Below are 25,793 nucleotides of genomic sequence, written 5' to 3' on the forward strand. Positions count from 1 at the left end.
AATATGTTATCACCTAACGTGAAGCTTATTAATCAGGTGATACTCTTTGGCCAGAATGGCAAGCCCGGAGCATTTGGCCGAGGGATAAAAAAGAGGCGGTTGGTTACCTAGTTTATGCTAACCAACCACCTATTTACTGCCTAATTACAGATAGACCGTTCCGTCAAGATGCACAGGACCGGTTATGGTAACGGAATTTTGACCGATATGTTCTACGGTCAGAGCATATTGCTGGAAAGTACCAACTAGAGCGGCTGTTGCCATTTCCGTATGCTGGAAGGCTGTCGTGAAATCAAGCGATACCCAAGGACCCTCATCTCTTGTTCCGATAAAAGCAGAATCTGTTGTCTGGTAAATAATAGGAGCAGGAGCAGCGGTTCCGCCTCTCCGGATGCGAAAGAGCAGCTTCGGAACAATTGTGAGTAGAAGCAGCTGTGCCTCCCAGCCAATTGTTGCTTTTATTTCGATCCGATTGTTGATGTTGTTCACTTGGAGAAAGAATGAGGTCAACAGGTATTCCGCACCAGGAGAGATTATAAACGGAAGCGAACCCGTTCCTGCTGCAACATCTTGATATTGGTGATCTACAATATTAACTGACATACTATCACCTCCTTTCAAAACGGGCTCCAATTACGGTAGTCGTACTCCTACCAGCTGTTTCTGTAGAACGAAATAGGACCTATATGATCTGTCCCTTATCGGTCTGGGGGATTTCACTTTAAAAAGTGTAATAGAGATTGAGATAGCGTACTTCGGGGGGATAACCTATGGGGGGCGGCTCTCAAGCAGACGGAGGCTCAATTATTTGCGATGCGTGGAAGAACACCTTACTGCAAAGCTAATTCCTGTCCTCTTCTTTATCTTATTTTCATATATTAGATTCATAGATTCAGTACTATGCAATGTACAAATATACGATGGAGCATGGAAAATTAATTTCGCTGCCAGTATGTCAACGAAGGCAGAATCGTTATAACTAAAGTCTTCCGTAAATTGGTAATTCCATTTGATATAATCATCTAAGCAGCTGTTGATTCTCGCAATGTGGATTAAGTAAACGAAGAAAATGGAGGAAGTAATGAATATTGAACATAAGAAGCTTATTTATGCTTTAAACCAACGCTTCAAGATGGATATCATCTCTGCCGACTGCGAAACTATTCCTTTACAGGGCGGAACTGTCGGAAATGTGTACCTGTTAAAGGGGATCGCTGAAACCGTGGACGGCGAAAAATTGCCGTACCGTATAGTACTGAAACACCAGAATAAATGGGAGCGTTACGGCGATCCGGGCTCATGGCGTCGGGAATATGATCTGTATTCGTCTGACCTAGGATCGACGTTCTCGCCAGCCCTTCGCTGGCCGACATGTTATTTCGCCGAACTCAATGCGGAAGAGAATGAATACCAGCTTTGGCTGGAATATATCGATGGCTTAACCGGTTTAGACTTGACCAGTGACATGTATGAAAAAGCTGCGCTAGAGTTAGGGCGCTTTCAAGGCAAATTGTATGCGGAACAGCCCGCCGTGCTACAGAGCCTGACCAACCTGAGTCATAAGGATTTCATGAAGAATACTTACTTGCATTATCGGTCATGGCCGGTCGTCTACGATTATATACGATCGGAAGACTGCCAATTTCCGCTACACGTGCGACAAATGCTTATAGACATCGATGAGCAAGCAGACCGGATATTCGCCCGTATCGAAAAATTGCCCCTCGTGCTATGCCACCGGGACTTCTGGGTAACCAACCTGATATATGTTGACGGGAAATTCGCGCTCATCGACTGGGATACCAGCGGATGGGGCTACCTCGGCGAGGATCTCGCAAGCCTGATTGCGGATGAAGCAGATATCGATCACATGGTAGAACACTACCAGCGATGCGTCCCTGCGTACTATAAAGGCTTTTCGGAGTATGTGGATGTATCCCTTATTACCGATCATTGTGTCTACGAAATAATCCTTCTTGTATTTGGATACAGGCTTGTGGAGCAGTATCTCCATACGGTGGCAGATGATGAGAAGACGAAGTGTGTCCATATTCTCCAAAAAATCTATGAAATGAAGGCTCTGGATGGTCACATCTGGTTACAGTGGAGCAGATGAGTTATGAAGGGATGAGGAGAAATGAAATTTGAAATTGTTTCAGTACCTTCATTTTGGGGAACTGATTTAAAGCAAAAGCTTATTTCAGTTCAAGAACGAAATAATAAACTTGTTGTACTATTTCCGGGTAGAAATTACTCTTGTGAACTTCCGCTTCTTTACTATGCGGGGAATGTCGCGCTTCAACACAATTATGATTTATTTATATTGGAATACGGATATCAAGCTGCACGAACCGGTTTTGACATGAATGATTTATCTAGAGTAATAGATGAATGTTATGACTCGATTAGGAGCAAAGTGGATAGCTATAATGAAATTATTTTTATTAGCAAGAGTATGGGGACTATTGTGGCAGGTGAGGTTTACAAAAGATTACAAATAAAAGCAAAGCATATTTACTTAACCCCTTTAGTTGAAACGATTCCATTCATTAATGCATCAGAAGGAATTGTCATTTATGGTGGGAACGATCCGTACTTTACAAGGGAAAATGCAATTGAAATTGAAAACAAACAAAGGGTTTTTGAGATTCCAAATGCAGATCATGGATTAGAGTCCGGAAATATAGATGAAAACCTTACTATATTGATGAAGGTTATAAATTTTTATAAAGGTGAATTACAGTTAATTAAAGAATGATATAATTAAATTTATTAAGTTTTAGATAAATAAAGAGGTGGAAATTATGGAAACTAGTGCTGATGTATTAATAATTATCGATTTACAAAATGGTGTATGTTACAACAAAGAACATTTGTTTGGATTAGAGGAATTACTTATTAAAGTAAATGAAAGAATTTCGTTATACAGAAAGTTGAATAAACAAATTATTTTTGTTCAACATTGTGATGAGGAGCTCATACCTGGAGAGGAACTTTGGGCTATTGATGCTAAACTTGATGTCCAAGAACAAGATTTTTTGATAAAAAAGATACATGCCAATTCTTTTTATAGAACGAACTTAAAGGAGATTTTAGATCAATTAAATGTACACAGTATAGAATTTTGCGGTGCCCAAACAGAATACTGTATGGATGCTACTATTAAGTTTGCTCATGGACTGGGGTACAAAAATTTTATGGTAAAAAACGCAACCTCCACATTAAATAATTCATTTATGTCTGCAGAAGAGACTATTAATTTTTATGAAAAGATGTGGAATCATAGATATTTAGAATTTGTATAAAGATGATAAGAAATCTTAGATGTTTTATTCATTCTAATATATAAGTTCAACACATAAAGCTGCAGCAGATCGGATGATCAGTTGCGGCTTTTGTTTATGTAGGGCAGGTTAGCGCAACAATCGTGTGTGTGCTTCCGTCAGATAGCAAGGGGGTAGTAGAATGAAAAAAATTGTGATGTTTCTTTTTCTCTTAATAATGCTTACGGGCTGTGGGTCGAAATCGCAGTCAGTACCTGGCAACCTAATAACGCTCACTCACGATTTTGAACAGAACGGACTTGTACTAAATGCCAAAATTACGATAAATAAAAATATTAAAGTCGTTGCATCGATTACCAATAACAGTGGGGAGACAATTGTTTATAATGACCGTTGCAGCATTCCTTTTAAGATATTTGTGCAAAAGGAAGATGCCTATTCTCTCCTTATTGCAATTGGTGAAAAAGAAGTAGTATGTGTAGATATTTTTGATCCGAATGATTTAAAGGAAATGGAGCCAAACGAAACATTAGAAAAAGAAATAACATTTAAACGTGAGGTTAGATTATCGAATGGACAATCGGTAAGCGCATTAAGTGGCATGTATGATGTATATTTTTCATTTCAAATGCACGGCAAGGAGCGCTTCCTATCCACATTACCATTAGAATTAGTAATGGATAAAGTGTCAGAAATCTTGACTGTAGATCAAGCTAAAGCGAAAGCAAAAGAGAATAAAGAAGTGATGGAATGGATTGAGGAGCATGAAAAAGAAAATATGTCCATTGAATCAGAAGACGCCATTTTAAGCGAAGGAATGTGGACAGTTATGTTTCATTCTTTTCATAAAGAGAAAGATGATCGCTTAGATCGCATCATCATCAACATGGATGCCAGATCTGGAGATATCAAGGGGATTCACTATGAAGAGCTTAGCAAAGAGGCATTGGAATATCTGAATTAATAAAATTTATTTACCATTTTTAGAACTGCAATCCGATAATGGAAACGTATTTGGTATATTCATAGATACCCCATGTTACTGGATATACCTTAAAAGTCATAGAATCGGAGGAGTTTCCATCGAGCCCAATGAGCTATCCTCCTTATTTTTAGAACCACCTTTTGTTGATTTGTACTTGGTAATGTTAAAAATAAAACAGCTTTTATTGAACATTTCAGATTTAAGCAAACCAATTCAAGCCTTCGGAATTTTGCCCAATCAAACGGAACATTTTTCTCGATTAGGCTTCAGCATCCAGCCTCAAACCGAATAGCATCCAAATTATTAAGAAGAGCGTTAACTGTGTTGCATGAAGAGTATGAGGTTCTTCGTCTTTTTATCACAATAGGAAATCCAGCGGAAGCATTATATTACAATGTAGGTTTCTATCCTGGATTAGCTCAAACTACATTTGAACTGCCACATAGAATCATTTGATGAGACTAACGGGGAACATTAGTTTAATCAAAAAGATTGGCAGCAGATCGGAGGATGAATGAGCGGCTGCCTTTATTTATGGGTGTGTGTCATGCTCATTCGCCCTTATTATAACTTCATCCTCAGAGTATCTTTGCTTAACATAAAGATCTCCCCAATCACAAACTCCTTTTAAAACGTCATTCAATGAAGCCCCTAAGTTTGTAAGCGAATATTCAACCTTCGGCGGCACTTGATTGTGCACGATTCTGGAAACTAACCCATCTTGTTCGAGTTCCTTTAATTTTTCTATAAGCATTTTTTGTGTAATCCCCGTAACCAAACGTTTTAATTCACCCGTTCTAACAGGTCCACTTCCTAAATTGAAGATAATATGTGACTTCCATTTTCCCCCCATTACATCTAACACTACTTCAACTTGATTATTATATATCTTTCTCATTTTGATTAGATCTCCTAACAATAATGCAATTGTTACTTTTTCGTGTGTATATCACGAAAAAGTGCGTACTTTTCAATGTATTTGTACTATACCATAATAAACCCGGTAAGCTATTTAGGTCTTATAGCTTAAACTAATCTATTCTATTCATATATGACGGAGGCAAGGCAAATGGAAAAGAAGAAAAATCTAAGTGCTAGTTTTTACGATGTGATTCATGATCGCCGATCTGTTCGCAAATATGATACTTCAGTTCATGTTCCTGATGAAGAAATTAAAGAACTTATTGGAGAAGCTATCCTTGCTCCAAATGCTCATAATCTAAACACTTGGAGGTTTATGGTCTTTACGGATCCTGTTCTTAAAGAAAGATTACACAAAATTGCTTTAGGTCAACGTCAAGCACTTGAAGCATCTGTTGTAATTGCTGTGTTAGGTGATTTGAATGCTTATTCTATAGAAAACTCGGATAGAATTAACCAAAAAGCTGTCGATGCGGGTTTTATGACAAAAGAAGTTAAAGAAAAAATTGATAATAGCATAGACAATTTTAGTGGGCATGTAAATGAGCAAGTCAAAAGAGAATGGCTAATGCTTGATAGTGGCCTAGCAGCTATGCAATTTATGTTAGCTGCAAAAGCAAGAGGTTACGATACTGTACCTATGATTGGATACGATGTTGAAGAGTTTCGTAAAGAGTTCAATATACCAGAAAATCTCGTTAATGTTCTACTGATCGCTGTTGGAAAAGCAAAAGAACCTGGACACCCGACTGTAAGATTAGAGGTAGATGAAGTGACCTTCTGGAACTCGTATACTTGAAATTACTCTGAAAGACGACATGGCAAACTCTTTAACTGAATTGCCGTTATCGGTGGACGAAATCTTTCGTGGTATTGATGCAGTTATTATTACCCATCTTCACGGGGATCATTACGATGATGCAGCCAAAGAAAAATTCTGCTTGAACCTGACGTTACGTAATGGTTTATGATAAAAGTGAATAAATTCGAAATCAAAGGAGTAACGGACATGAGAAAACTCGTATTGTTTATGCATGTATCGCTGGATGGGTATGCGTCGGATTTGAACGGAGGACTCGATTGGATTCCGTATAACGAGGAACTAGAGAAATACGCCGAGGAGGTCGTTGCCGAGGTCGGAGCTCCCGTCTATGGGCGTACGACGTATCGGATGATGGAGGGCTACTGGCCCACGATGTTGGACAATCCTGATGCGTCAGTCCATGAGATGGAGCATGCCAGATGGCTGCAGGATGTTCAGAAGATCGTCATTTCCGGAACGATGGACAAGTCGGAATGGGACAATACGATACTGATTAAGGAGAATATCGCAGAGCAAATCAAGGAGCTTAAAGAGCAGCCAGGGAAGAATCTCGTCATCTTTGGCAGCCCGGGAGCGGCGAAAACATTGCTTGAGCTTGGCCTGATCGACGAATTCCTGCTGACGATTTGTCCGGTCGTCTTGGGCAGCGGAAAATCGGTATTCGAAGGCAGCGAGAAAGTTAAGCTCAAGCTGTTATCCAGCCGAACGTTCAAGTCGGGCATTATTGCGACCCGTTATGAGTTGGAGAAATAGCCATACCGTTACGCAACGAGGATGAAGCTGCCGATATTGTCGGCAGCTTCATGGCGGTGCAAGTTATTTTTTTACCACAGGTACCCAGAACTCGCCGTAAAAGATGCCCTCACCGTTATCCTCGCGATAGGTCGCATTTGGTCCGCCGATGTAAGCATAATCAGTGATTTGGGACAAGACTTCGCCAAAAGCAAGGTAAGTCAACTGATCAAACAGAGTCTCCTTGTCACCCTTTCCCGCGACAACGATGTACTCGCTCTCCGGAAATTCGATCATGCGGGTAGCGTCAGCCACTGATTTTCCAGCTTCCACAGCAAAATAATTCCACGGCTTGCCTTGATATACCTCGTTCACGGACCATTCACGGTCATCTTTTGCAGCGTCTTTGAGCTTAGCAAATCGCCCGTCAGCCTTGAGTTTGCCCCAGAATTCGGCTTTTTCCTTTTGCAAAGCTGTCATGTCCTGGAAATTGGACTGGATTGAAAAACCGTATGCGGTTAATGTGAACGATTTTTTACGCTCAATTGTATATTCTGCTGCCATGGGAGCTCCTTTCGAAATTCGTAAAGATTAGGCGTCGACTTTTTTTGCGCGAAGCCACATTTCGCCGTAGAATTCACCGTTTTCGGCTGCTTTGACGAATGTTGAGTTGCCAGGTCCTACGTATTTGTAGTCAGTAACTTCTTGCAGCAAGCCGCCGAAAACTTTGCCTGTGATTTCATCAGCAAGGCTGTCTTTGTTAGAGCCTGTGCCAGGCACAACGAGGTAGTCGCCGGCGAGGAAATCGAGGACAATCGCGTCTTCCACCTTGAAATCACCCATCACGCCGAAGCCGCGCCAAGCCTTGCCGTCGAGCACGTAATTGATTTGATATTCTTGCCCGTCAGCCAGCGCGAGAAGCTCAGCAAGCTTGCCGTTTTCGGTGATTTCAGCCTTTTTCGCTGCCGTTTTTGCTGCGTTGCCTGCCCAGTCGTTGAAGTCCTCGAATGAAACACCGAAAGCCGTCATTTTGTAATTTTCCGAGATCGTTTTGATGGAGTAGTTAGACATTTTTATTATCTCCTTTGTGTGTTTACTTTGACAAGATTGATTCTATTTGCCGAATGTATCAAAAAATGATACTTTTTTGATACAATAAACACATGAAGAAAACAGAACGAGTAAACCTAATCATGCGCTATATCAATAACCGCGCGCATTTTACAATTGCCGAGATTCAGCGGGAGTTCAAAATTTCCCGAGCGACGGCGATTCGCGACATTAACGAGATCCAGGCGATGGGTTTTCCGCTGACAACCGAGCTGGGGCGGGGCGGAGGCTACAATGTCCTGCAAAATCAGTATTTGCCCGCTGCACGTTTCACGCCGGATGAGCTGAAGGCGATTTTTATCAGTTTTATAGCCTCGAAAAACTCACAGCTGCCCTATCTGCAAAATCGCCGCTCGATCACGGAAAAACTTATCGGCATCGCGTCGCAAACGCAGCAGGACGAGCTAATCGAGCTGAATCATATTTTGCTTTTTGAAAATACGAATCCTGCCAATCCGAATCTGTTGGAGCTCGACGATGCAGCGCCTGCGGAATTAAATCAGTTGATTTCGCTTGCTGTGCGAGATAAGCATTTGCGCGTGACGTATGAACCGAGTCCCGGCTGGCCGCAGTTGCTGGATGTTTTTTTGCTGCATATTTTCAACTCGAATGCCCAGTGGCTAGTCGAGGTTTACGATTTTGATACGGACGAATTTCGTTATTTGCCGGTTGATTTGCTGCGGGATTCCGCGATTTCCGAGGATGAGATGAAACACTCCGAGCAAGAGATTTTAAGCAAAAAACGGATCGGTGCGCGTCAGTCCAATCTAGTTGTGAAGCTTGACGCGGCTGGGATTCAGCGTTTTAAACGCATGCACCCGCCGGGGATTATTTTGTCCTTTACCGGAATGTTTCAGTCGAGCGGGATTTTTAATGTTCAGCTCGATGTGAACGATGCTGAGGAACTGGCTTACTACGCGGATTGGCTGTTATTTTTGGGGAAAGGGGTCGTGTTTGAGCGTATTCCAGAAGAGCTGCGTTTGATTTTGGAAGATCGTTTAACCCATCTAAGATTTCCTAACTAGTCTATTGTTGTATAAAAGTTAAATTTAGCGACGATACTTCTGAATATCTAGTATATTTGGAGGTTATTTCTATGAGTCAACAACTGAGTTATGATAAAACTCATCTTTTAATATCTAGCTTTTTGAACGAAAGCAATGATAAAGTGTTTTGTTTTCTGACAGCAGATCATACAAGCGGGAATTCTTTCGTGCTTAAGAGATACTGCAAGGATAACGATCATGCAGCTTATATGAATTTAATGTCTGCTAGATCTACTAAATCGTTGATCCTTCAATTGCTGCATTCGATAGAAGTGCCTTTTGTCAAACAATATCAAAATGATTATTTAATTCACTTGTTGTGTTCGGAACTGGCAAAAAAGAAGATTTCTTATTTTGTCTTTGATAATATTCAACAATTTGAAACGAGCACGAATATCTCCGAGATATTCGAGCTGTTAAGATATCTAAATATCAATACGGATGTTCGGTTTATTTGCGTAGGCTCTAGAATGCCGGAGAGCTTATCCGCGGAAATTACGAGGCGCAGCGAGTTTTTAAACGTCATCTAAAAACGAAAGATTGTTTCCGTTAAATCCCGATTAACTCTGCCGATCGGGATTTATTTTAGTGTTTCCCAACCCTTTCCTAGTTAAGCACAGACATCGTATCCAGAGTAATATCTATACTTGCAAAAAAAAAGACAGCTTCAGCATTTTATCTGCTGTAAGCTGTCTTTCATGTTTATTTCGCAAGCTCCGAAACGTGCTGCTCAACGTAGGAACGCACGGCTTCCGCATCGTCCAGATCAAGCACGGCTTCCGCGAGGGAAGTCAGTTTCTCGCGGTCTAAACGCGAGAGAAGCGCGCGGGCGGGAAGGACGGCCGATGCGCTCATGCTGAATTCATCCAGCCCCATGCCAAGCAGAATCGGAATGGCGATTGGCGTTCCCGCCATTTCGCCGCACATGCCTACCCACTTGTTCTCCTTATGGGCCGCCCGGATAACCTGATCGATCAACCGGAGGACGGGAGGATGGAGGGGATCGGATAAGTAGCCAAGCTTCGGATTCATACGGTCGGCTGCCATCGTATATTGCACGAGGTCATTGGTGCCGATGCTGAAGAAATCAACCTCCCGGGCGAACCGATCCGCCATTTGGGCGGCAGCAGGGATTTCGATCATAATACCGGCTTCAATCCGTTCGTTAAAGGCGATATTTTCGCTTCTAAGCTCCTGCTTGGCTTGCTCGAGCAAAGCCTTGGCCTGCCGCCATTCGCCAAGCGTAGCGATCATCGGGAACATAATTTTCAGATTGCCGTAGGCGCTTGCGCGCAGAACGGCGCGTAGCTGAGTCTTGAACAGCTCCGGCCGGTCCAGACAAATCCGGATCGCTCGGTAGCCGAGGAAGGGATTGTCTTCCTTCTCGAGCTGCAGGCTTGGCAGCTCCTTGTCGCCGCCGATGTCCATCGTCCGGATGACGATGGGAGCACCTTGGCCAAAGGCCTCAGCCGCATCTTTATAAGCGGAGAACTGTTCATCCTCCGTAGGCAGGTCGGAGCGGCCCATGTACAGAAACTCGGTACGGAACAAGCCAACGCCTTCTGCACCTTGTTCATGCGCCTGACGCGCATCTTGCACGGAGCCAATGTTGGCGACCAGTTCAACCTGATGTCCGTCCGCGCTAACCGAAGGCTTGCCGCGGAATTGCTCAAGCAGCGCGCGTTGTCCCGCGGCTGTTTCTTGCAGCGCTTGATATCGGGCCAGCTCTTCGTCTTCCGGCTCGACCAGCACAAGTCCGGCAGCACCGTCTACGATAACGAGCTGACCGTCCTCAATACGCAGCGCTTCATCTCCGGCGCCAACAATCGCGGGGATGCCGACCGAACGGGCAATAATGGCGGAATGGGAGGTGCGCCCACCAACCGCCGTTACGAACCCGCCAATCACAGAAGGATCAAGCTGAGCCGTATCCGAAGGCGTCAGATCGAAGGCGAACAGGATAGACTTTTCTTTTGAATGCGTAGCTGTTGTTGAAGCCGGAACGGAATCGGCGTCCGTGCCGTGACCAAGCTTACGAATGACGCGGCGGCTGACATCGCGGACATCCGCCGAGCGCTCCCGCAAATACTCGTCATCCAGGGAGGCGAGCATGTCGGCTACTTCTTCGCCGGATTCGTTCATCGCCGCTTCCGCCTTGTAACGTTGTCCGCGGATCCGTTCCTGTGCCGCGCCAATCAACTCTTCGTCCTCAAGCAGCATCAAATGCGCTTCGAAAATTTCGGCTTCCTTCTCGCGCCCGTCCGTTATCATGCGGTTATGAAGCTCTTCAAGCTCACTACGCGCTGCCGCCACAGCAGTATCGAAGCGGCTGAGCTCAGCCGCTTCTTCGCCTGCTTCGACGTAAGTTATTCCTTGAGGAACAGCCTCTTCGCGGAGGATAACCGCACGGCCGATTGCGTAACCTTCCGATGCGGCGATCCCTTTTATCTCGGTTGCCATCATTTTGCGTGCCTCCTTACTAGGCTTCCACAGAAGCCAGCACCGCACCAATAGCGTCAACCGCAGCTTCGGCTTTTTCTCCTTCGGCACTGACCGTTACCGTATCGTTTTGCTTGGCTCCGATTGACAGCACGTTAACCAGGCTTTTTGCGCTGACCTTACGTCCGCCTTTCTCGATGTAAACCGTGCCTTCGCAAATTTTAGCAGCTTCAACGATTTTTTTAGCGGGACGGGCGTGGACGCCCGTCGGGTTCATAACTACGTATGCTTTCTCCACCATAAATCCTCCTAAAAAGAATTGCTGCACAAATGGCCTCGTTTTGGCCATTCGTGGTGATTCTTACTTCGTAAGTTTGAGCTAATGTCGATCCTATTTATCTGATTACATGCGTTTTTTGATTTGTTCTTTCAACCTTTCCGACTGCGTACCGAAAATCGCTTGCACGGCGCCTTTGCCAAGGCGCATTACGCCTGCCGCGCCAAGACGCTTCAGTTCGGCGTCGTTCACCGCTTTCTCGTCTTTCACGATCAGGCGGAGGCGGGTGATGCAAGCATCGATGCTCTCGATATTGCCGGAACCGCCAAGCGCCGCAAGAACCTGACTCGCTTTATCGTCGCCTGCACCTGCCGGAGCTCCATCCTTGGCGCCATCTTCCACCAAATCATCGTCTTCGCGGCCAGGCGTTTTCAGGTTCAGCTTCACGATTACGACGCGGAACAGGACATAGTACACAACGGCGTATACGAGACCGATCGGGATAATCATCCAGCCCTTCGTGGAGAGCGGATAGTTGATCGCGTAGTCAAGGAAGCCGGCCGAGAAGCCAAAGCCATGATGAATGCCAAGCTCAACGACAAGCCATGCGGATATACCGGTCAACACGGCGTGAATCACGTACAGCACAGGTGCCACGAACATAAACGCGAATTCAAGCGGCTCCGTAATACCCGTCAGGAACGAAGCAAGAGCGGAACCGATAAAGATGGAAGAGACAAGCTTGCGTTTTTCCGGTTTTGCCGTATGAATAATCGCAAAGGCAGCGGCCGGGAGGGCGAACATCATGATCGGGAAGAAGCCTGTCATGAACATGCCTGCCGTTGGGTCGCCCGCGAAGAAGCGGTGCAGGTCGCCGTGAACGACGTTGCCGGCTGCATCCGTGTAGTCGCCGATTTGGAACCAAGCGATTGCGTTAATGACGTGGTGCAGACCAAACGGAATAAGAAGCCGGTTGGCCGTCATGAAGATAAACGCGCCGACGCCGCCAAGGTCTACGATCCAGCGGCCGAACGTATCGAGCCACGATTGGACAGGTCCCCAGATGAGACCAAAGATAAGACCTACGATAACCATCGCAAACGAAGTGACAATCGGAACGAATCGCTTGCCGCCAAAGAAGCCGAGCCAATCCGGAAGCTTGATGTCATGGTACTTGTTATAGAAGTAGGAAGCGACAAGACCCGCAATGATACCGCCCAATACACCCATGTTAAGCGTTGTGTCTTTATCCACGAGACCCGTGAATACGGTTGGGATTTTGCCCAGCACGTTCGTAAGAACAAGATACGCGATAACGGCGGCAAGCGTTGCAACCGCATCACCGGCCATCCCGATCGCAACGCCAATCGCAAAGATGAGAGGCAGGTTGTCAAAAATCGCGGAGCCGCCCGCTGCAAGGAACGGAGCGATATAATGGTTCAGGAAGTCGCCGAACTGGCCGAATCCGAAATCCTTTACGTAATCGATGTTGCCGAAACGCAATAAGAGGGCTGCCGCAGGCAAAGCTGCGACGGGAAGCATTAGAGATTTACCGATCTTTTGCAAAAATGCGAGCATCTTATCTCACTCCATGTCAAATAGTTTAGGTTTTCAGAACAACCTTAATCGCATCCGGTTCTCCGGCATTAACGGTTTTGAAGGTGCATTCCACTTTCTCTGCGCCGTCTTCGTTCGCTACGATAATCGGTGTTATGACCGGATAACCGGCATCGCGGATTTTATCCAAATCGCATTCGAGAAGGGTTTGACCCGCTTTGAAGGAATCGCCTGTCTTCACAAGCGCATTAAAGCCTTCGCCGTTTAAGGCAACGGTATTGATGCCAACGTGAATAAGCAGCTGTAGTCCGGACGAATGCTCAATGATCAAGGCGTGATGCGTGTCGATCAAATGGCTCACGACGCCGTCAAACGGCGCGATGACGCGGCCTTCCGTCGGCTCGATTGCAACTCCTTCTCCCATTAAGCCTTGCGCGAACGCTTCATCCGGCACTTCGCTAAGCGGAACAAGCTTGCCGCTAAGAGGTGCGGCTACACTAACGGAATTCGATTTTTTGCCAAACCATTTCATATGATCTACTCCTTGCTATCCATGTTGTTGTCTGTTTATGTTCATTCTGTATCTACCGAACGGAACAGCCGGTACAAATGCATCGCGAGATAACCGATCTCGTCGGTGGAGACCTTGACGTTTAGTCTTTCTCCGATCATCTTCGCAATTAACTCCGCCTTGCGATGCTCGGTAGGTATTTTGTCTTTAATCTCTGCGGAGAACGGATTTTCAGATTCCTTATTCTGCAAAATACGTTCCATCATATAACGCAAATGCATAATCAGCCGGGCATAATCCGAGCTCTTCTTGGACATTGGCGCTTCCCGCCAACCTTCGATCCGCTCTACGATCTCGTTCATCAGCTCCGTCAGCTGAACCATCTGTCCCGCGGTAACGGACCCTGCTGCCGAATACACGTGATACGTTAGAAAGCCGACTTCATCTTCAGGGATAGTGACGTCGAATTTCTCGCTGATCATCTTGGCTGCCTTGGCCGCGATCTTGAACTCCTGGGGATAACACATCTTCGTTTCGTACAGGAAAGGATTGACGATTTCCATGCCGTTTCTTAACCGGTAGACGACAAACTGGATATGGCTCGGTAAGGCGAAATACACTTTCGGATCGACGGGCGTTCCCAGCCGTTCCCGAATCTCATCAATGATCTGCTCGGAGATTTGAACCACTTCCGGGTCCAATTCCTCCAAAAGTGAATGGTAATGCAGAGCTTTATCCCGGTCGTCAAGCCGGTACCGCTTCTCGATTCGTGGGTCTTCGGCATCGATAAACTTCTGGCCTTTGCATGAGAAGCCAATGCCCTTGCCAAACAGCACGTATTCCCTCGATGAATTCGGCTCCATCGTCAGGATGACATTGTTGCCAACGATCCGGTCGATCCGAAGTTGTCCCGTAAGTCCCACGTCAATCCCTCCTCTCAGTAGTAAATTCCCCATTATGAGCACAAAAAAACCAAGAAAAGACACCGCCGTCATTCGGGCGGATACTCTCCTTGGCTCATGCCTAGTCGAACTAGTAACATGCCAAAAGGCTTGTTATATATTTGGCTCGTTTTCACTATAATTCATGCAACCGTTTACGTCAATCGAAAAATATTCATGCCTCAAATTAGTTGGTCTGATTCTCGAGACCTACCTGGCATGAACCCTTCCAGCCGTCTTTCATATAATAGTAGATAAAGTATCCTTACAGATTTAAAGAGTCAATAAGGGGGTGAAACGGATGGCGACGCTTATTTCTCACTTCTACAATGAGGAATATTTGCTGCCCTGGTGGCTGATGCATCATGTTCCCTTATTTGACCACGGCATTATGATTAACCGAGGGTCAACGGACAGATCCTCGGACATTATTCGGAAGCTCGCACCTCACTGGGAGTTAAGGGATTCCAGCGTCCCGGACTTTCATGCCGTTAAAGTCGACAAGGAAGTAATGGATATCGAGAAGGGTGTATCCGGCTGGAAAATCGTGCTGAATACAACGGAATTTCTCGTCAGCCGATACGGCATTCAACTATTTCAGATCCTGGATTCGCTTGGCGGGAAAATGTATTCGGTGAGGACGATTACGATGGTTGATCCTCTAGGTTACTATACGGATCCTATCTATGCGCAGCCGCTGGTCAAACAGCGCTATCACGGCTTATTCCCGGCAGATCCTCAAGCCTTGTATAACGGAAGATTTATTCATAAATACAGAAGCGGCGGATATACGGCAGGCAGGCATTGGACGACTAAGCCTTACGAGGTGCTTCTGATTCCGGCTTTTATTATGAAATTCTCGTTCAGTCCCTGGAATTATGCCGTGATTGCAAGGAAATTGCAGATTGGTCCCACGATTCCGGAAGATGCTTTGAAGAGCAACATGGGCAGCCATCATCTATTTAATCTGCATGAACTAGAAACCAACTATTTAGCTCTTGCCACTATAACGGAGGATTTGCGCCGTATCCCGGAATTCAGGTCGTTGAGATTACGTTAGCTTTGGGTTGCTTTGCTTGCTTCAGATTGGAGGGGAAGTTTGACGCTTGTCGCATAAGGTAGCCGTAACCGGCGCAACCGGCTGGATTGGCCGGTACGTTATCGCTTCGCTGCTGGCAAAAGGATACGAGGTACATGCCGCATACCGAACAGCTCCGCTTGCGTTAGGCGGGAATTGGCATCAGGTTGATCTGCTGAACGCAGATGAGGCGGCGCGTTTTATCTTGAAGGTAAAGCCCGATTCGTTAATCCATCTTGCTTGGGACTCCATTCCTCCGGGATGTTACCGGTCCTTGACCAATTACGAATGGACAAGATGCAGCATGGCGCTTATTCATCAGTTTGTCCAAAGCGGCGGCAAGCGCGTGGTTGCAGCCGGAACGGGCGCGGAGTATGTATGGGGAGAAGGGGTATTGTCGGAAACGGAATCCCCCGATTCATATGCCCATGCTTACGCAGCCTGCAAGAACAGCTTGCGGATCTGGCTGGAATCCTATGCGCGGATAGCGGGTTTTAGCAGCGCATGGGCTAGACTATTTCATTTGTACGGCCCAGCTGAACCCGGTAAAAGATTGGTGGCATCCATGATTACTTCCTTGTTGAACAAGGAAGAAGCTTATTGCCGGCAAGGCAGTCTGTACCGGGATTATTTATATATCCAAGATGCGGCGGACGCATTGGTGGCTTTATTCGAAAGCCGATGTGAGGGAACGGTAAATATCGCAAGCGGACAGCCCGTTCAGCTGGAGCGGATGGTCAGAATGATCGGCAGCCTTATCGGAAGCGAAGCAAATATTAGGTTTGGCGATGAACGGCCGGAAGAGCCGGTTGTCGTAAGGGCTGATATTGCGAGGCTTCAAAATGAAGTGCAGTGGAAGCCTGCCATTTCTTTGTCCACGGGGTTAAAAAAGACTGTAAAATGGTATTCTGATCGAGCTTAGCGGCAGTACTATCGCCGTGATAGATATGAAAACCTTCTTTTTTTGCAAGGAAGCTTGACGTATGCTATAGAATTAGGCACAATTACTTACTAGAGACTTCACTTACTATACGTATACTACTTACTTTACGTACATGAATAGGAATGGAAGCAATGTCAATCATTAGACTATTAGATCACGGTGGCATTGCTGAGGAGGACATACGGATGGGTTCATCAGGGAATGACGGGAATTTTGAGTTTGGCATTTACACATTAGGCGATCTTGCGGTTGATCCCCGTACGGGCGGGCTCAAGAACGCGGGAGAACGAATGAAGGAGATTATCCGGTCAGCCAAAGTTGCGGATGAAGCGGGTATTGACGTATTTGGAGTAGGCGAGCATCACCGCTTGGACTTTGCTTTATCCTCGCCACCGGTTGTACTTGCCGCAATTGCTCAGGCGACCTCCCGCATTCGGCTTACAAGCGCTACTACGGTACTAGGGACTGCGGACCCGGTACGGGTATTCGAGGATTTTGCGACGCTGGATCTCATCTCTGACGGCCGTGCGGAAATTATCGCAGGCCGCGGTGCTTATATCGAATCGTTCCCGCTCTTTGGCTTTGAGCTGGATGACTATAAAGAATTGTTCGCCGAGAAGCTGGAATTAATGAGACAGCTTAATTTGTCGGAACGGGTTACATGGAGCGGCCGTCTTCGCAGTCCTTTGGAGGATGCGGAAATTGCACCGCGTCCCGCGCAGCCGGCAATCCCGCTCTGGGTCGGCGTTGGCAGTACGGCGGAAAGCGCGGCTCTGGCCGGTCGGCAGGGGGCAGGGATGGCACTTGCGCTGCTTGGCGGAGAACCGACGAAATACAAGCATCTTGTAGACAGCTACAAGGAAGCGGGCATTGCGGCAGGCTACCGGGAAGAAGAGCTGAGGGTGGCGATTACCGGTCACTGTTATGTTGCGAAGACAACCGAGCAAGCACTGGATGAATTTTACGCCGGTTATTCGGTATACTATTCCCAGTTCATGGGCGGCAAGGAGAACGGAACGCCGCTCTCGCGGGAGGATTTCGAGAAGCTGGCGGGGGCGCTTGCGATCGGAAGTCCGGAACTGATTGCGGAGAAGATTATCGCCCAGCATAAGCTGTTTGGACATTCCCGCTTTATGGCCCAGATGGACATTGGCGGCATGCCTGCCGCCCAGGTGGAGTCTTCTATCCGACTGCTGGCAAAGGAAGTTGCGCCGCTTGTCCGGGAAGCCCTGCAAGTAAAAGTATAGTTAAACGATTGTTAAATCTTACTATTCACACTAGACAACTCGGAAAAACAGCGTTATACTCAATCCAATCATTTAAAAAAATTAATGGAATAAGGATCTTCGGGGCAGGGTGAAACTCCTGACCGGCGGTAAACGTGATTCCCTGCTTGGCAGAGGATAGCAAAGCCCGCGACTCCCTGAGCTGACAAACAGCAAGGGGACTGACTTGGTGCAACTCCAAGGCCGACGGTATAGTCCGGATGATAGAAGATCGCTTAAGTAAGCCTGCAGTAGACGGGAAACCGCCCAAACGCATGTTTATTTGAGTTGGCCCCGATTCGCGGAACCAAGCGGATCGGGGCTTTTAATTGCAAAGCGAAACCGTCTGCCGTTCTTCTAGCCGAAGGCGCAGCCGTAACGCTTGCTCCGTCCTGTATTCAGAAAGGGTACTCATTATGAACAATGTCACCGCATCACCACTTATTCGTACCAAATCTCCCGTTCGTCCGGAGTTTTGGCTGGTTGTCCTTGGAGCCGCGCTGTGGGGCGTGGATCCGGTATTCCGCATTATTTTGCTGAAAACATTAACTTCTACTCAAATTGTGCTGCTGGAGCATATCATTTTGTTCATCGCAGCAGCTCCGGTGTTATGGAAGTTCCGTGCGGATCTTCGCGGAGTCCGTCTCCGCCAGCTTGGCGCATTGCTGTTTGTCTCGTGGGGCGGTTCGGCGCTGGCAACGATTCTATTCACGCAAGGCCTCGTTCACGGCAATCCTAACGCGGTTCTGCTGCTGCAGAAGCTGCAGCCTCTCTTCGCGATTGTGATGGCTAGGATCCTATTGAAAGAGCTTCTGCCCAAAAAAATCGGACCGTTGCTCGTTCTTGCCATTGTCGGAACCTATTTGCTGACCTTTGGCTTTACGCTTCCTTTTGGGCATGTCCATGAATTTGTCCAGGTTGGCAGCTTGCTGTCACTAGGCGCGGCTGCTCTATGGGGCGGATCGACGGTTATGGGGCGTTATCTGCTTGGCAGCATGAAATACGAGACGGTTACCTCCCTGCGATTTATGATGGCATTGCCGCTGCTGCTTGTGATTACTTGGTCGGAGGGAGCAGCATGGAAGCTGGCGGAAGGAACGGATCCGGTAGCCGTTATCGTCAATCTGCTGCTTCAGGCTTTGCTTCCGGGGCTGGTCAGCCTGCTTGTCTACTATAAAGGTTTAAGCAAGATCAAGGCTTCTTATGCGACAATCGCCGAGCTGAGCTTCCCGATGGTGGGCGTTCTTCTGAACTGGACGGTATTCGGCCAAGTGATCACTAGCGCACAGATTACAGGTTTTGTGTTTATCTGGTTTACTTTATTTTTCATCTCCAGGCAGCAAAATTAAGCGCGGACATATCTCCGTAAACCGCTTTCATATCGGGTCAATTGCTGATATACTGCGGTTGGAGGTGTAGGAAATAATGGAGAATAGAACGATCAAATGGGGCATTCTCGGCGCAGGCTGGATTGCATCCCAATTCGCCCGCGATTTGGCTTTTGCACAGGATGCAGAGCTTAGCGCGGTAGGCTCTCGCTCCCTTGAGAAGGCTGCAGAGTTCGCCGGCAAATTCGGCGGGAAACGCGCGTATGGAAGCTACGAGGAGCTGGTGAACGATGCCGAGATCGACATTATTTATGTCGCGACTCCTCACCCGTCCCATAAGGAACATGTTCTGCAATGTCTTCGCGCAGGCAAAGCGGTATTATGCGAGAAGCCTTTTACGGTCAATGTAAAAGAAGCAGAGGAAGTTGTGCAATACGCAAGAGAAAACCGCATCTTCTTGATGGAAGCGATGTGGACGCGGTTCCTGCCCGTCATCCGCAAGGTCCGTGAGTGGATCGAAGAGGGCCGTATCGGCGATGTTCGGCTGCTTAAGGCAGACTTTGGCTTCCGCACCGGAGTTAATCCGGAAGGACGTTTATTTAAACCGGCTTTGCGCTGCTGGATGTCGGCATTTATCCGCTCTCCTTCGCTTCCATGTTATTTGGGGCAAAACCGAAACAGATTCTTAGCACCGCTCATCTTGGCGAGACTGGCGTAGACGAAGAGAACAGCATCCTGCTCTCTTATGAAGGCGGTCAGACCGCTTTGCTGAGCTCGGCCATCCGTCTGAACTCGGGCAGCGATGCTTACATAATGGGGACAGAAGGCTCCATTAAGATTCCTTCCTTCTTTAATGCCAAGTCCGCAACGCTTGTTGCCTCGGACGGTACGGAAGAAACCTTCTCGGATGACCGTACGACGCTTGGTTACGTGTATGAGGCCGAAGCGGCAGGGCAATACCTCCGTGAAGGCAAGCTTGAGAGCGAGGTTATTTCGCTGGACGAAACCCTGCAGCTTATGCGGATCATGGATGAAATCCGCGGGCAATGGGGACTGCGTTATCCATTTGAATAATAAACGAAGAAAAGGACCGGTTCTGTACCGGTCCTTTTTGTCTTAGAATAAAAAAGTGGCCCGCATTCGGGATACGGGCCCAAGAGACAAGCTATATCAAATAGGGAGTATGGTCATTATGTTCTCCCAAGATTAAACAAAGCTGAAAAGTACATTAGTTTCACATAAAAAATTAGGGCCATTGTCCGCAAAGCTAAGGTATAATGATCTCTATATTGTTTGCCATTTTGCCGGAGGGGGAAAATCCACATGGAAAATATTAATTTTTGCATGGCTTGCGGAGATAAGCTGGAAGTAAGGGAGATTGGCGGGGAGGACCGCAAGGCTTGCCCAAGCTGCAGCTTTGTTCACTGGGGTAATTACAGCATCGGCGTAGGAGCATGCGTCGTGAAGGATAACAAGGTTCTTCTGGTCCGCCGCGCCCATGAACCGGGAAAAGGCTATTGGACAACGCCGGGCGGCTACATTGAACAGTTCGAGCAGATTAGAGGTTCGGTTGCCCGCGAGGTATGGGAAGAAACGGGCGTCCGCGCGATCGTGTCCAAAATTATCGGCATTCGCGACCGGCCGCATTCGGTGCATGACGTCTACATAACATTCGAAATGGAATACATCGACGGCGAGCCTCGTCCGGACGGCGTGGAAGTAGACGGCGCGGGCTTCTTCAGCCTCGAGGAAATGGAGTCCATGAACGTTGCCGACTTGACCGCCTGGCAGGTCGATCTCGCCCTTAACGGCGACGGCGGCGGCTTGGCCGAGGATACCAAACCAATCCGCGACAGCCTTAAGAAGTACGGCTTGTACCGGGCTAAGTAACATCTTCTCCAATAACAAAGAGCCCCGGATTCAATTCCGGGGCTCTTGTTTTGTTCCCACTCCCACACCCGATAAACAGGTGTGGGACGAAGCGTTTGTGAAGTTAAAGGTGCGTGCGAAAGGTGGGGTGGAGGAAATGTATCGCCTGGAGGAGCGGAGCGTCTGCCTTTGGTTTCGTGGGAATACACCTAATCAAATTCATTCAGAATCCCACGAGACCAACAGCAGCCGCAAGGCGATACTTTTCCGTAATCCCCATCCTGAAGCATGCCTTTTAATATCACATCTGCTTCGTCTTAAACAACCTGTTTATCGATCCGCCATTATTAATGATACGCAAAGCATTCGCCAGCAGATCCGCCATTGGCAGAACAACAAACTTGTCCGAATGGTTCGGGTCAATCGCGATCGTATCCGTAATCACAACCTCTTTAATGAAAGGATGCGTCAGCTTCTCAAGCGCGTTCTCCGAGAACAGGCCGTGAGTGGCGCAGATATAAGCATCGTTGGCACCGCGCTTGTTCAAGGCTTCCACAACCTTGATAATGGTGCCGCCCGTATCGATCAAATCCTCGATAATAATCGGCGTCATGCCTTCGACTTCGCCGATAATATGCGTAATCTTCGACGTATTGTGGGCAGGACGGTTCTTGATCATAATCGCGAACGGACAGTCCATGTAGTTGGCAAGCTTCTCCGCCGTCGTTGCGCGTCCGGCATCCGGCGAGACAACGACAGGGTTTTTAATATTTTTGCTCTTCAAATAATCGGTGATCAAATCAAGGGCGGTAATATGATCGACCGGAATTTCGAAAAAGCCCTGGATCGGATCGGCATGCAGGTCAACCGTAATGAGGCGGTCGGCGCCAACGGTCGTCAGGACATCGGCAACCAGCTTGGCGGAAATCGGCTCGCGCGGAGCAGATTTCCGTTCCTGACGGGCATAACCGTAATAAGGCATGATGATATTGATTGTTTTTGCGGAGGCCCGTTTGGCCGCATCAATCATAATCATAAGTTCAACAAGATGCTCATTCACCGGATGAGACAATGATTGAATGATATAAACATGGGCCGAGCGAATCGACTCTATGTAACGCAGGCTGATTTCTCCGCTTGCCAGTCTGGAGATTTCAATGTCTCCAAGAGGAACGTCAAGTTTTCGGCATAGCTCTTCCGCGAGCGGGCGGTTCGAGGAACCGGAAAAGATTTTTACATTTTGCATCCGCTTGTCTCCTTACGTTCGATATACAGATAGTCCCATTATAGCCTTTCCCCAAACAATTTCAAAATTCCGGTAGGCCCAAAAAAGAAAGCGGCCTCGAAAAGTCCACTTAGGACTTCTCAAGACCACCTGTCTTCGCTTATTTCGCTACGATATCTTGAATCGCTTTTTCCAGCTTGTCGAAAAGCTGGTCTTTATTAATCGATCCGCCTTGGTACTCCTGCATGGCAGCGCCCCAGCCTTGCGGCACGCCGTCAGGGTAACGGCCCCAATGCCAGCCGCCGGCAGTTGCTGCCTGCTCGGATACGGCAACGCCCATTTGACCGATTTCATCCGCTGTAGGCTTGATGGAAGTAAGAGCAGGGATGAATTTGAATTCTTTTGTCAGGTACGATTTGCCGGTGTCCGATGTAACCATCCAGTTCAGGAATTTTTTCGCTTCTTCGGCGTTTTTGGATTTGCTGTTTACGATCCAGAAGTTTGCAGGGCCCGTGTAGATATGAGCATTGCCGCTGTCGTCAATCGGAATAGGGAGCAGGCCAACGTTCAGCTTCGCTACTTTGTCCACGTCGCCTTGGATCCAGTTACCTTGCTGAATCATCGCTGCTTTGCCGGATGCGAAGTTCGCAACCTGCGTCGCATAGTCGGTTGTCAGCTTGTCTTTCTGGCTGTATTTGAACACAACGTCAACGTAGTTAATCCATTTCTTGAATACATCGTTGTCTTTGAAGTTTGCGCTGCCGTCTTTTGTTCCGTTGATGAAGGCGATTGGATCCGGCTGTTCGGCAAGACCAACGTTGATCGTGTGATGACCGATCGACCACCATTCGTTTGTTGTCGAGAACGGCGTAATGCCTGCTGCTTGCAGTTTTTTCGCTGCGTCCTCAAGCTCAGTCAACGTTTTAGGAAGGGTAGTGATGCCGGCTTTTTCGAACAAGTCCTTGTTATAGAAAATGCCATAGCCCTCGATGTTCATCGGCATGCCGAGCAGCTTGCCGTCTACTTGAGCAGGTCCTGCAGCAGCAGGGATGACGTCTTTCGCCCAAGGCTCGCCGGACAAGTCTGTTGCGCGGTCGTAATAAGCTTCAAGCGCTGCGTAACCTTCGGAGTTGAAGATCTCCGGTTCGGAGCCGGAAGCGATTTCAGCCTTCAGCAGGGCATTGTAGTCTTCGCCGCCTCCATGCGTTTCGACTTCGACTTTAACGCCGGTCTCTTTCTCATATTCTTCAGCCATGCGGTTAAGCGCGTCGGCAATTTCCACTTTGAACTGGAATACTTTGATCTTAACGTCTTTCTTAGGAGCCGTAGAAGCCTCCGATGTCGCATTGGCGGATTCAGAAGGCTTGTTGCTTGCTTCGGAGCCCGAGTTATTGCCATTGTTGCTGTTGTTACCGCAGCCGGCAGCGGTCAATGTCAGGATTGCTGCAGCGAGAAGAATAGAAAGCTTTTTCATTTCGTTAACCTCCCCATGGTTTGTCAAGCTTTAGCGGTTCTCTTTACAATTTTGATTATATGGAAGCTGAAAGCCAAGAAACACAGACGTTTTTGTCGTGAAAAGTGCAAAATATTGATATTACCACAATAGAATTTATACGTTTCGGAGAACTCGAAACATAAATTCTATTTGGCGATAAAACCTACCTCTAAACGCGGTCGTTCATCTTTGAGAAGCCTCGATAGTGGTTTTCTCACCCTTTGAGCGATCCCGAAGAGATTCCCTCGATAATATGCTTTTGCAGCATAAGGAACATGATAATAATCGGCATTATGCCCATGGTCAGACCGGCCAGAGCCAGATCCCATTGCTTCGTATATTGCCCAAAGAAGCGGGTAATCGCGAGCGGAATGGTCGTGAGATCCTTGTTCGAACCGATGATCAGCACCGGCAGCAGGTAGTCGTTCCAGATCCACAAGCCGTTAAGGATAATTACCGTTACGATAATCGGGCGAAGCAGCGGGAACACGATTTTCCAGAACACGCCATACGGCGAGCAGCCGTCCACTACGGCCGCTTCTTCGATCTCAAGCGGAACGCTTTTAATAAACCCGTGGAACAGGAAGACCGAAAGCGATAAGCCAAAGCCGAGATAACAGACGACAATGCCGAACATGTTGGCTCTAAGCTCCAGGAAGCTGGTTACGCGTACCAGCTGAAGCATAACCGACTGGAACGGTATGATCATCGCCGAGATAAACGCCGTGAACAGGATTTTGTTAAAGACGGTTGGCTTGCGGACAAGCCGGTAGCCCGTCATGGCGCTGATGATTACGATGCCAGTCACGCTGATGCCGGTGATCAGGACCGAGTTCAGCAAAGCTTTCGGGAATTTAATAATATCCCATACCTTCGAGTAATTCGAGAACAGGTACTTGTCCGGGAACGAGGCGGCGTCCACCATAATCTCGCCAAGCGCTTTTACCGAATTGACAAGGACGAAGTAAAAAGGAGCAATGAAAAGCAGAGCGAGCAGGATTGCTGCAGCTGCAACGGCCCAAAGCCGGGAACGGGAAGCTGTCATTTACGCTTCTACCTCCTTCCGTTTGGTCAGCCACACTTGCGTGACGGCAATGATGGAGACGGCAAAGAAGAATAGCATGGCCTTGGCGGTGCCTAGCCCGTAACGGTTGTTGACCAGCGCCTCGGCATAAATGTTATAAGCAAGCGATTGGGTGGAAGTACCCGGACCGCCCTTCGTAAGCGAAAGGTTCAGGTCGAACATTTTGAACGCGCCGGATGTCGTCAGGAACAAGCAGACCGTAATGGCCGGCATAACAAGCGGCATGATCACCTTGCGGACGGTTTGGAAGTAGGTCGCTCCGTCAATCGTTGCGGCTTCCATCAAGTCCTTCGGTACCCCAACGATCGCGGCGATGTAAATAACCATCATGTAGCCGGTTGTCTGCCAGACGAAGACGATAACGAGTCCCCAGAAGCCGGTCTCCGGCGTGCCGAGCCATGGAAGCTCGAAGAAATGCCAGCCCGTCATTTCGCCGATGGTTTTGAAGCCTTTGGTGAAAATAAACTGCCAGATGTAACCGAGCAAAATACCGCCAATCATGTTAGGCAGGAAGAAAATCGTACGGAGCGTATTGCGTCCCCGCATGGGCCGGGTTAACAGAAGCCCCAGGATAAGAGCCAGAATATTGGTCACGACAACGGTCACGACCGTAAACTTCAACGTAAATTTAAAGGATGCCCAAAATTTGTCGTCGTTCGTAAAGATGCGGTGGAGATTATCCATGCCGATCCATTTCGCTTTGTCTAGATCCAGGCCATTCCACTCCGTGAAGGAAAAGTAGAAGCCAAGCAGGAACGGAATAAGCACGATAATCGTGAAGACGATCATGCCCGGTCCGACAAATACAAGCTGCTGTATCCATTCGTTTGATCTTTTTCGTAAGTTCAATTGGAGTCCCCCTTCGTAATGCGGCTTTAAG

The 25,793-nt window shown here is 47.5% G+C and carries 26 protein-coding genes, 2 pseudogenes and 1 riboswitch; of the genes and pseudogenes, 15 read left to right on the forward strand and 13 right to left on the reverse strand.

Annotation, left to right across the window (positions count from 1 at the left end; translation table 11 throughout):
- Window positions 1-144 precede the first annotated feature (144 nt).
- Window positions 145-603 (reverse strand): hypothetical protein, encoded by a 459-nt coding sequence (locus ACR9FF_RS09755; RefSeq protein WP_435170704.1) that lies wholly within the window; start codon window positions 601-603, stop codon window positions 145-147.
- Between the two features lie 478 nt (window positions 604-1,081).
- Between ACR9FF_RS09755 and ACR9FF_RS09760 the strand changes: the two genes are divergently transcribed.
- The 4 genes from ACR9FF_RS09760 (at window position 1,082) to ACR9FF_RS09775 (ending at window position 4,248) form a co-directional block, all read left to right on the forward strand.
- Complete coding sequence (locus ACR9FF_RS09760; protein WP_435170706.1) at window positions 1,082-2,116, forward strand: phosphotransferase; 1,035 nt, start codon at window positions 1,082-1,084, stop codon at window positions 2,114-2,116.
- 21 nt (window positions 2,117-2,137) lie between these two features.
- Window positions 2,138-2,758 (forward strand): alpha/beta hydrolase, encoded by a 621-nt coding sequence (locus tag ACR9FF_RS09765; protein ID WP_435170708.1) that lies wholly within the window; start codon window positions 2,138-2,140, stop codon window positions 2,756-2,758.
- Between the two features lie 46 nt (window positions 2,759-2,804).
- On the forward strand, window positions 2,805-3,305 hold the full coding sequence (locus ACR9FF_RS09770) for a cysteine hydrolase family protein (protein ID WP_127493916.1): 501 nt from the start codon (window positions 2,805-2,807) through the stop codon (window positions 3,303-3,305).
- Between the two features lie 160 nt (window positions 3,306-3,465).
- On the forward strand, window positions 3,466-4,248 hold the full coding sequence (locus ACR9FF_RS09775; protein WP_435170710.1) for a hypothetical protein: 783 nt from the start codon (window positions 3,466-3,468) through the stop codon (window positions 4,246-4,248).
- 553 nt (window positions 4,249-4,801) lie between these two features.
- Here the strand turns inward: ACR9FF_RS09775 and ACR9FF_RS09780 are convergent.
- Window positions 4,802-5,167: a winged helix-turn-helix transcriptional regulator gene (locus ACR9FF_RS09780; RefSeq protein ID WP_201004839.1), complete on the reverse strand. Its 366-nt coding sequence runs from the start codon at window positions 5,165-5,167 to the stop codon at window positions 4,802-4,804.
- Between the two features lie 171 nt (window positions 5,168-5,338).
- Here ACR9FF_RS09780 and ACR9FF_RS09785 point away from each other — a divergent pair, with 171 nt between their 5' ends.
- From ACR9FF_RS09785 to ACR9FF_RS09795, 3 genes and pseudogenes are all read left to right on the forward strand, one after another.
- Window positions 5,339-5,989 (forward strand): nitroreductase family protein, encoded by a 651-nt coding sequence (locus ACR9FF_RS09785; protein ID WP_435170712.1) that lies wholly within the window; start codon window positions 5,339-5,341, stop codon window positions 5,987-5,989.
- 22 nt (window positions 5,990-6,011) lie between these two features.
- A pseudogene (locus tag ACR9FF_RS09790) lies at window positions 6,012-6,122 on the forward strand (MBL fold metallo-hydrolase); the annotation flags it as partial.
- 77 nt (window positions 6,123-6,199) lie between these two features.
- Complete coding sequence (locus ACR9FF_RS09795) at window positions 6,200-6,766, forward strand: dihydrofolate reductase family protein (protein WP_435170714.1); 567 nt, start codon at window positions 6,200-6,202, stop codon at window positions 6,764-6,766.
- Between the two features lie 63 nt (window positions 6,767-6,829).
- On the opposite strand, the gene ACR9FF_RS09800 is transcribed toward ACR9FF_RS09795, so the two are convergent.
- Entirely contained in the window at window positions 6,830-7,309 is a 480-nt protein-coding gene (locus ACR9FF_RS09800; RefSeq protein WP_435170716.1) for a GyrI-like domain-containing protein, read from the reverse strand.
- A gap of 27 nt (window positions 7,310-7,336) precedes the next feature.
- Window positions 7,337-7,816: a hypothetical protein gene (locus tag ACR9FF_RS09805; protein ID WP_127493926.1), complete on the reverse strand. Its 480-nt coding sequence runs from the start codon at window positions 7,814-7,816 to the stop codon at window positions 7,337-7,339.
- Between the two features lie 92 nt (window positions 7,817-7,908).
- Here ACR9FF_RS09805 and ACR9FF_RS09810 point away from each other — a divergent pair, with 92 nt between their 5' ends.
- Both ACR9FF_RS09810 and ACR9FF_RS09815 read left to right on the forward strand, forming a co-directional pair.
- Window positions 7,909-8,880: a helix-turn-helix transcriptional regulator gene (locus ACR9FF_RS09810; protein ID WP_435170719.1), complete on the forward strand. Its 972-nt coding sequence runs from the start codon at window positions 7,909-7,911 to the stop codon at window positions 8,878-8,880.
- Window positions 8,881-8,951: 71 nt separating this feature from the next.
- Complete coding sequence (locus tag ACR9FF_RS09815) at window positions 8,952-9,431, forward strand: AAA family ATPase (RefSeq protein ID WP_435170721.1); 480 nt, start codon at window positions 8,952-8,954, stop codon at window positions 9,429-9,431.
- A 172-nt stretch (window positions 9,432-9,603) separates the two neighbouring features.
- On the opposite strand, the gene ptsP is transcribed toward ACR9FF_RS09815, so the two are convergent.
- The 5 genes from ptsP to ACR9FF_RS09840 all read right to left on the reverse strand — a co-directional run bounded on the left by ptsP (window position 9,604) and on the right by ACR9FF_RS09840 (window position 14,608).
- Window positions 9,604-11,364, reverse strand: a complete 1,761-nt coding sequence (gene ptsP, locus ACR9FF_RS09820) for a phosphoenolpyruvate--protein phosphotransferase (protein WP_435170723.1) — start codon at window positions 11,362-11,364, stop codon at window positions 9,604-9,606.
- A gap of 16 nt (window positions 11,365-11,380) precedes the next feature.
- Complete coding sequence (locus ACR9FF_RS09825) at window positions 11,381-11,641, reverse strand: HPr family phosphocarrier protein (RefSeq protein ID WP_174806540.1); 261 nt, start codon at window positions 11,639-11,641, stop codon at window positions 11,381-11,383.
- A 102-nt stretch (window positions 11,642-11,743) separates the two neighbouring features.
- A complete protein-coding gene (nagE, locus tag ACR9FF_RS09830) occupies window positions 11,744-13,195 on the reverse strand; it encodes an N-acetylglucosamine-specific PTS transporter subunit IIBC (RefSeq protein WP_435170725.1) in 1,452 nt (483 codons plus the stop codon).
- Window positions 13,196-13,220: 25 nt separating this feature from the next.
- A complete protein-coding gene (locus tag ACR9FF_RS09835; protein ID WP_435170727.1) occupies window positions 13,221-13,706 on the reverse strand; it encodes a PTS sugar transporter subunit IIA in 486 nt (161 codons plus the stop codon).
- A gap of 41 nt (window positions 13,707-13,747) precedes the next feature.
- Window positions 13,748-14,608, reverse strand: a complete 861-nt coding sequence (locus ACR9FF_RS09840; RefSeq protein ID WP_174806541.1) for a PRD domain-containing protein — start codon at window positions 14,606-14,608, stop codon at window positions 13,748-13,750.
- A gap of 319 nt (window positions 14,609-14,927) precedes the next feature.
- On the opposite strand from ACR9FF_RS09840, the gene ACR9FF_RS09845 reads away from it, so the two are divergent.
- The 6 genes and pseudogenes from ACR9FF_RS09845 (at window position 14,928) to ACR9FF_RS09870 (ending at window position 21,130) form a co-directional block, all read left to right on the forward strand.
- Window positions 14,928-15,686, forward strand: coding sequence for a glycosyltransferase family 2 protein (locus ACR9FF_RS09845; RefSeq protein ID WP_435170730.1), 759 nt, complete (start codon window positions 14,928-14,930; stop codon window positions 15,684-15,686).
- 46 nt (window positions 15,687-15,732) lie between these two features.
- The gene (locus ACR9FF_RS09850; RefSeq protein ID WP_435170732.1) at window positions 15,733-16,626 is read left to right on the forward strand and encodes an NAD-dependent epimerase/dehydratase family protein; all 894 of its coding nucleotides are present in this window, start codon (window positions 15,733-15,735) and stop codon (window positions 16,624-16,626) included.
- Between the two features lie 206 nt (window positions 16,627-16,832).
- Window positions 16,833-17,894: an LLM class flavin-dependent oxidoreductase gene (locus ACR9FF_RS09855; protein ID WP_435170734.1), complete on the forward strand. Its 1,062-nt coding sequence runs from the start codon at window positions 16,833-16,835 to the stop codon at window positions 17,892-17,894.
- Between the two features lie 91 nt (window positions 17,895-17,985).
- A riboswitch (FMN riboswitch) is annotated at window positions 17,986-18,149 on the forward strand.
- Between the two features lie 179 nt (window positions 18,150-18,328).
- Window positions 18,329-19,261, forward strand: coding sequence for a DMT family transporter (locus tag ACR9FF_RS09860; protein ID WP_435170736.1), 933 nt, complete (start codon window positions 18,329-18,331; stop codon window positions 19,259-19,261).
- Window positions 19,262-19,337: 76 nt separating this feature from the next.
- Window positions 19,338-20,314, forward strand: a pseudogene (locus ACR9FF_RS09865) (Gfo/Idh/MocA family protein).
- Between the two features lie 249 nt (window positions 20,315-20,563).
- On the forward strand, window positions 20,564-21,130 hold the full coding sequence (locus ACR9FF_RS09870; RefSeq protein WP_435170738.1) for an NUDIX domain-containing protein: 567 nt from the start codon (window positions 20,564-20,566) through the stop codon (window positions 21,128-21,130).
- Between the two features lie 280 nt (window positions 21,131-21,410).
- On the opposite strand, the gene ACR9FF_RS09875 is transcribed toward ACR9FF_RS09870, so the two are convergent.
- The 4 genes from ACR9FF_RS09875 to ACR9FF_RS09890 form a co-directional block, all read right to left on the reverse strand.
- Window positions 21,411-22,355: a ribose-phosphate diphosphokinase gene (locus ACR9FF_RS09875; RefSeq protein ID WP_127493953.1), complete on the reverse strand. Its 945-nt coding sequence runs from the start codon at window positions 22,353-22,355 to the stop codon at window positions 21,411-21,413.
- Between the two features lie 139 nt (window positions 22,356-22,494).
- Complete coding sequence (locus tag ACR9FF_RS09880; RefSeq protein ID WP_435170740.1) at window positions 22,495-23,808, reverse strand: ABC transporter substrate-binding protein; 1,314 nt, start codon at window positions 23,806-23,808, stop codon at window positions 22,495-22,497.
- 235 nt (window positions 23,809-24,043) lie between these two features.
- Complete coding sequence (locus tag ACR9FF_RS09885) at window positions 24,044-24,874, reverse strand: carbohydrate ABC transporter permease (protein WP_127493957.1); 831 nt, start codon at window positions 24,872-24,874, stop codon at window positions 24,044-24,046.
- Window positions 24,875-25,762 carry a carbohydrate ABC transporter permease gene (locus tag ACR9FF_RS09890; protein ID WP_127493959.1) on the reverse strand — a complete coding sequence of 296 codons (888 nt, stop codon included), beginning with the start codon at window positions 25,760-25,762 and terminating at the stop codon, window positions 24,875-24,877.
- Window positions 25,763-25,793: the final 31 nt, after the last annotated feature.

Source organism: Paenibacillus glycanilyticus, from assembly GCF_051200795.1.
GTDB classification, from domain to species: domain Bacteria; phylum Bacillota; class Bacilli; order Paenibacillales; family Paenibacillaceae; genus Pristimantibacillus; species Pristimantibacillus glycanilyticus.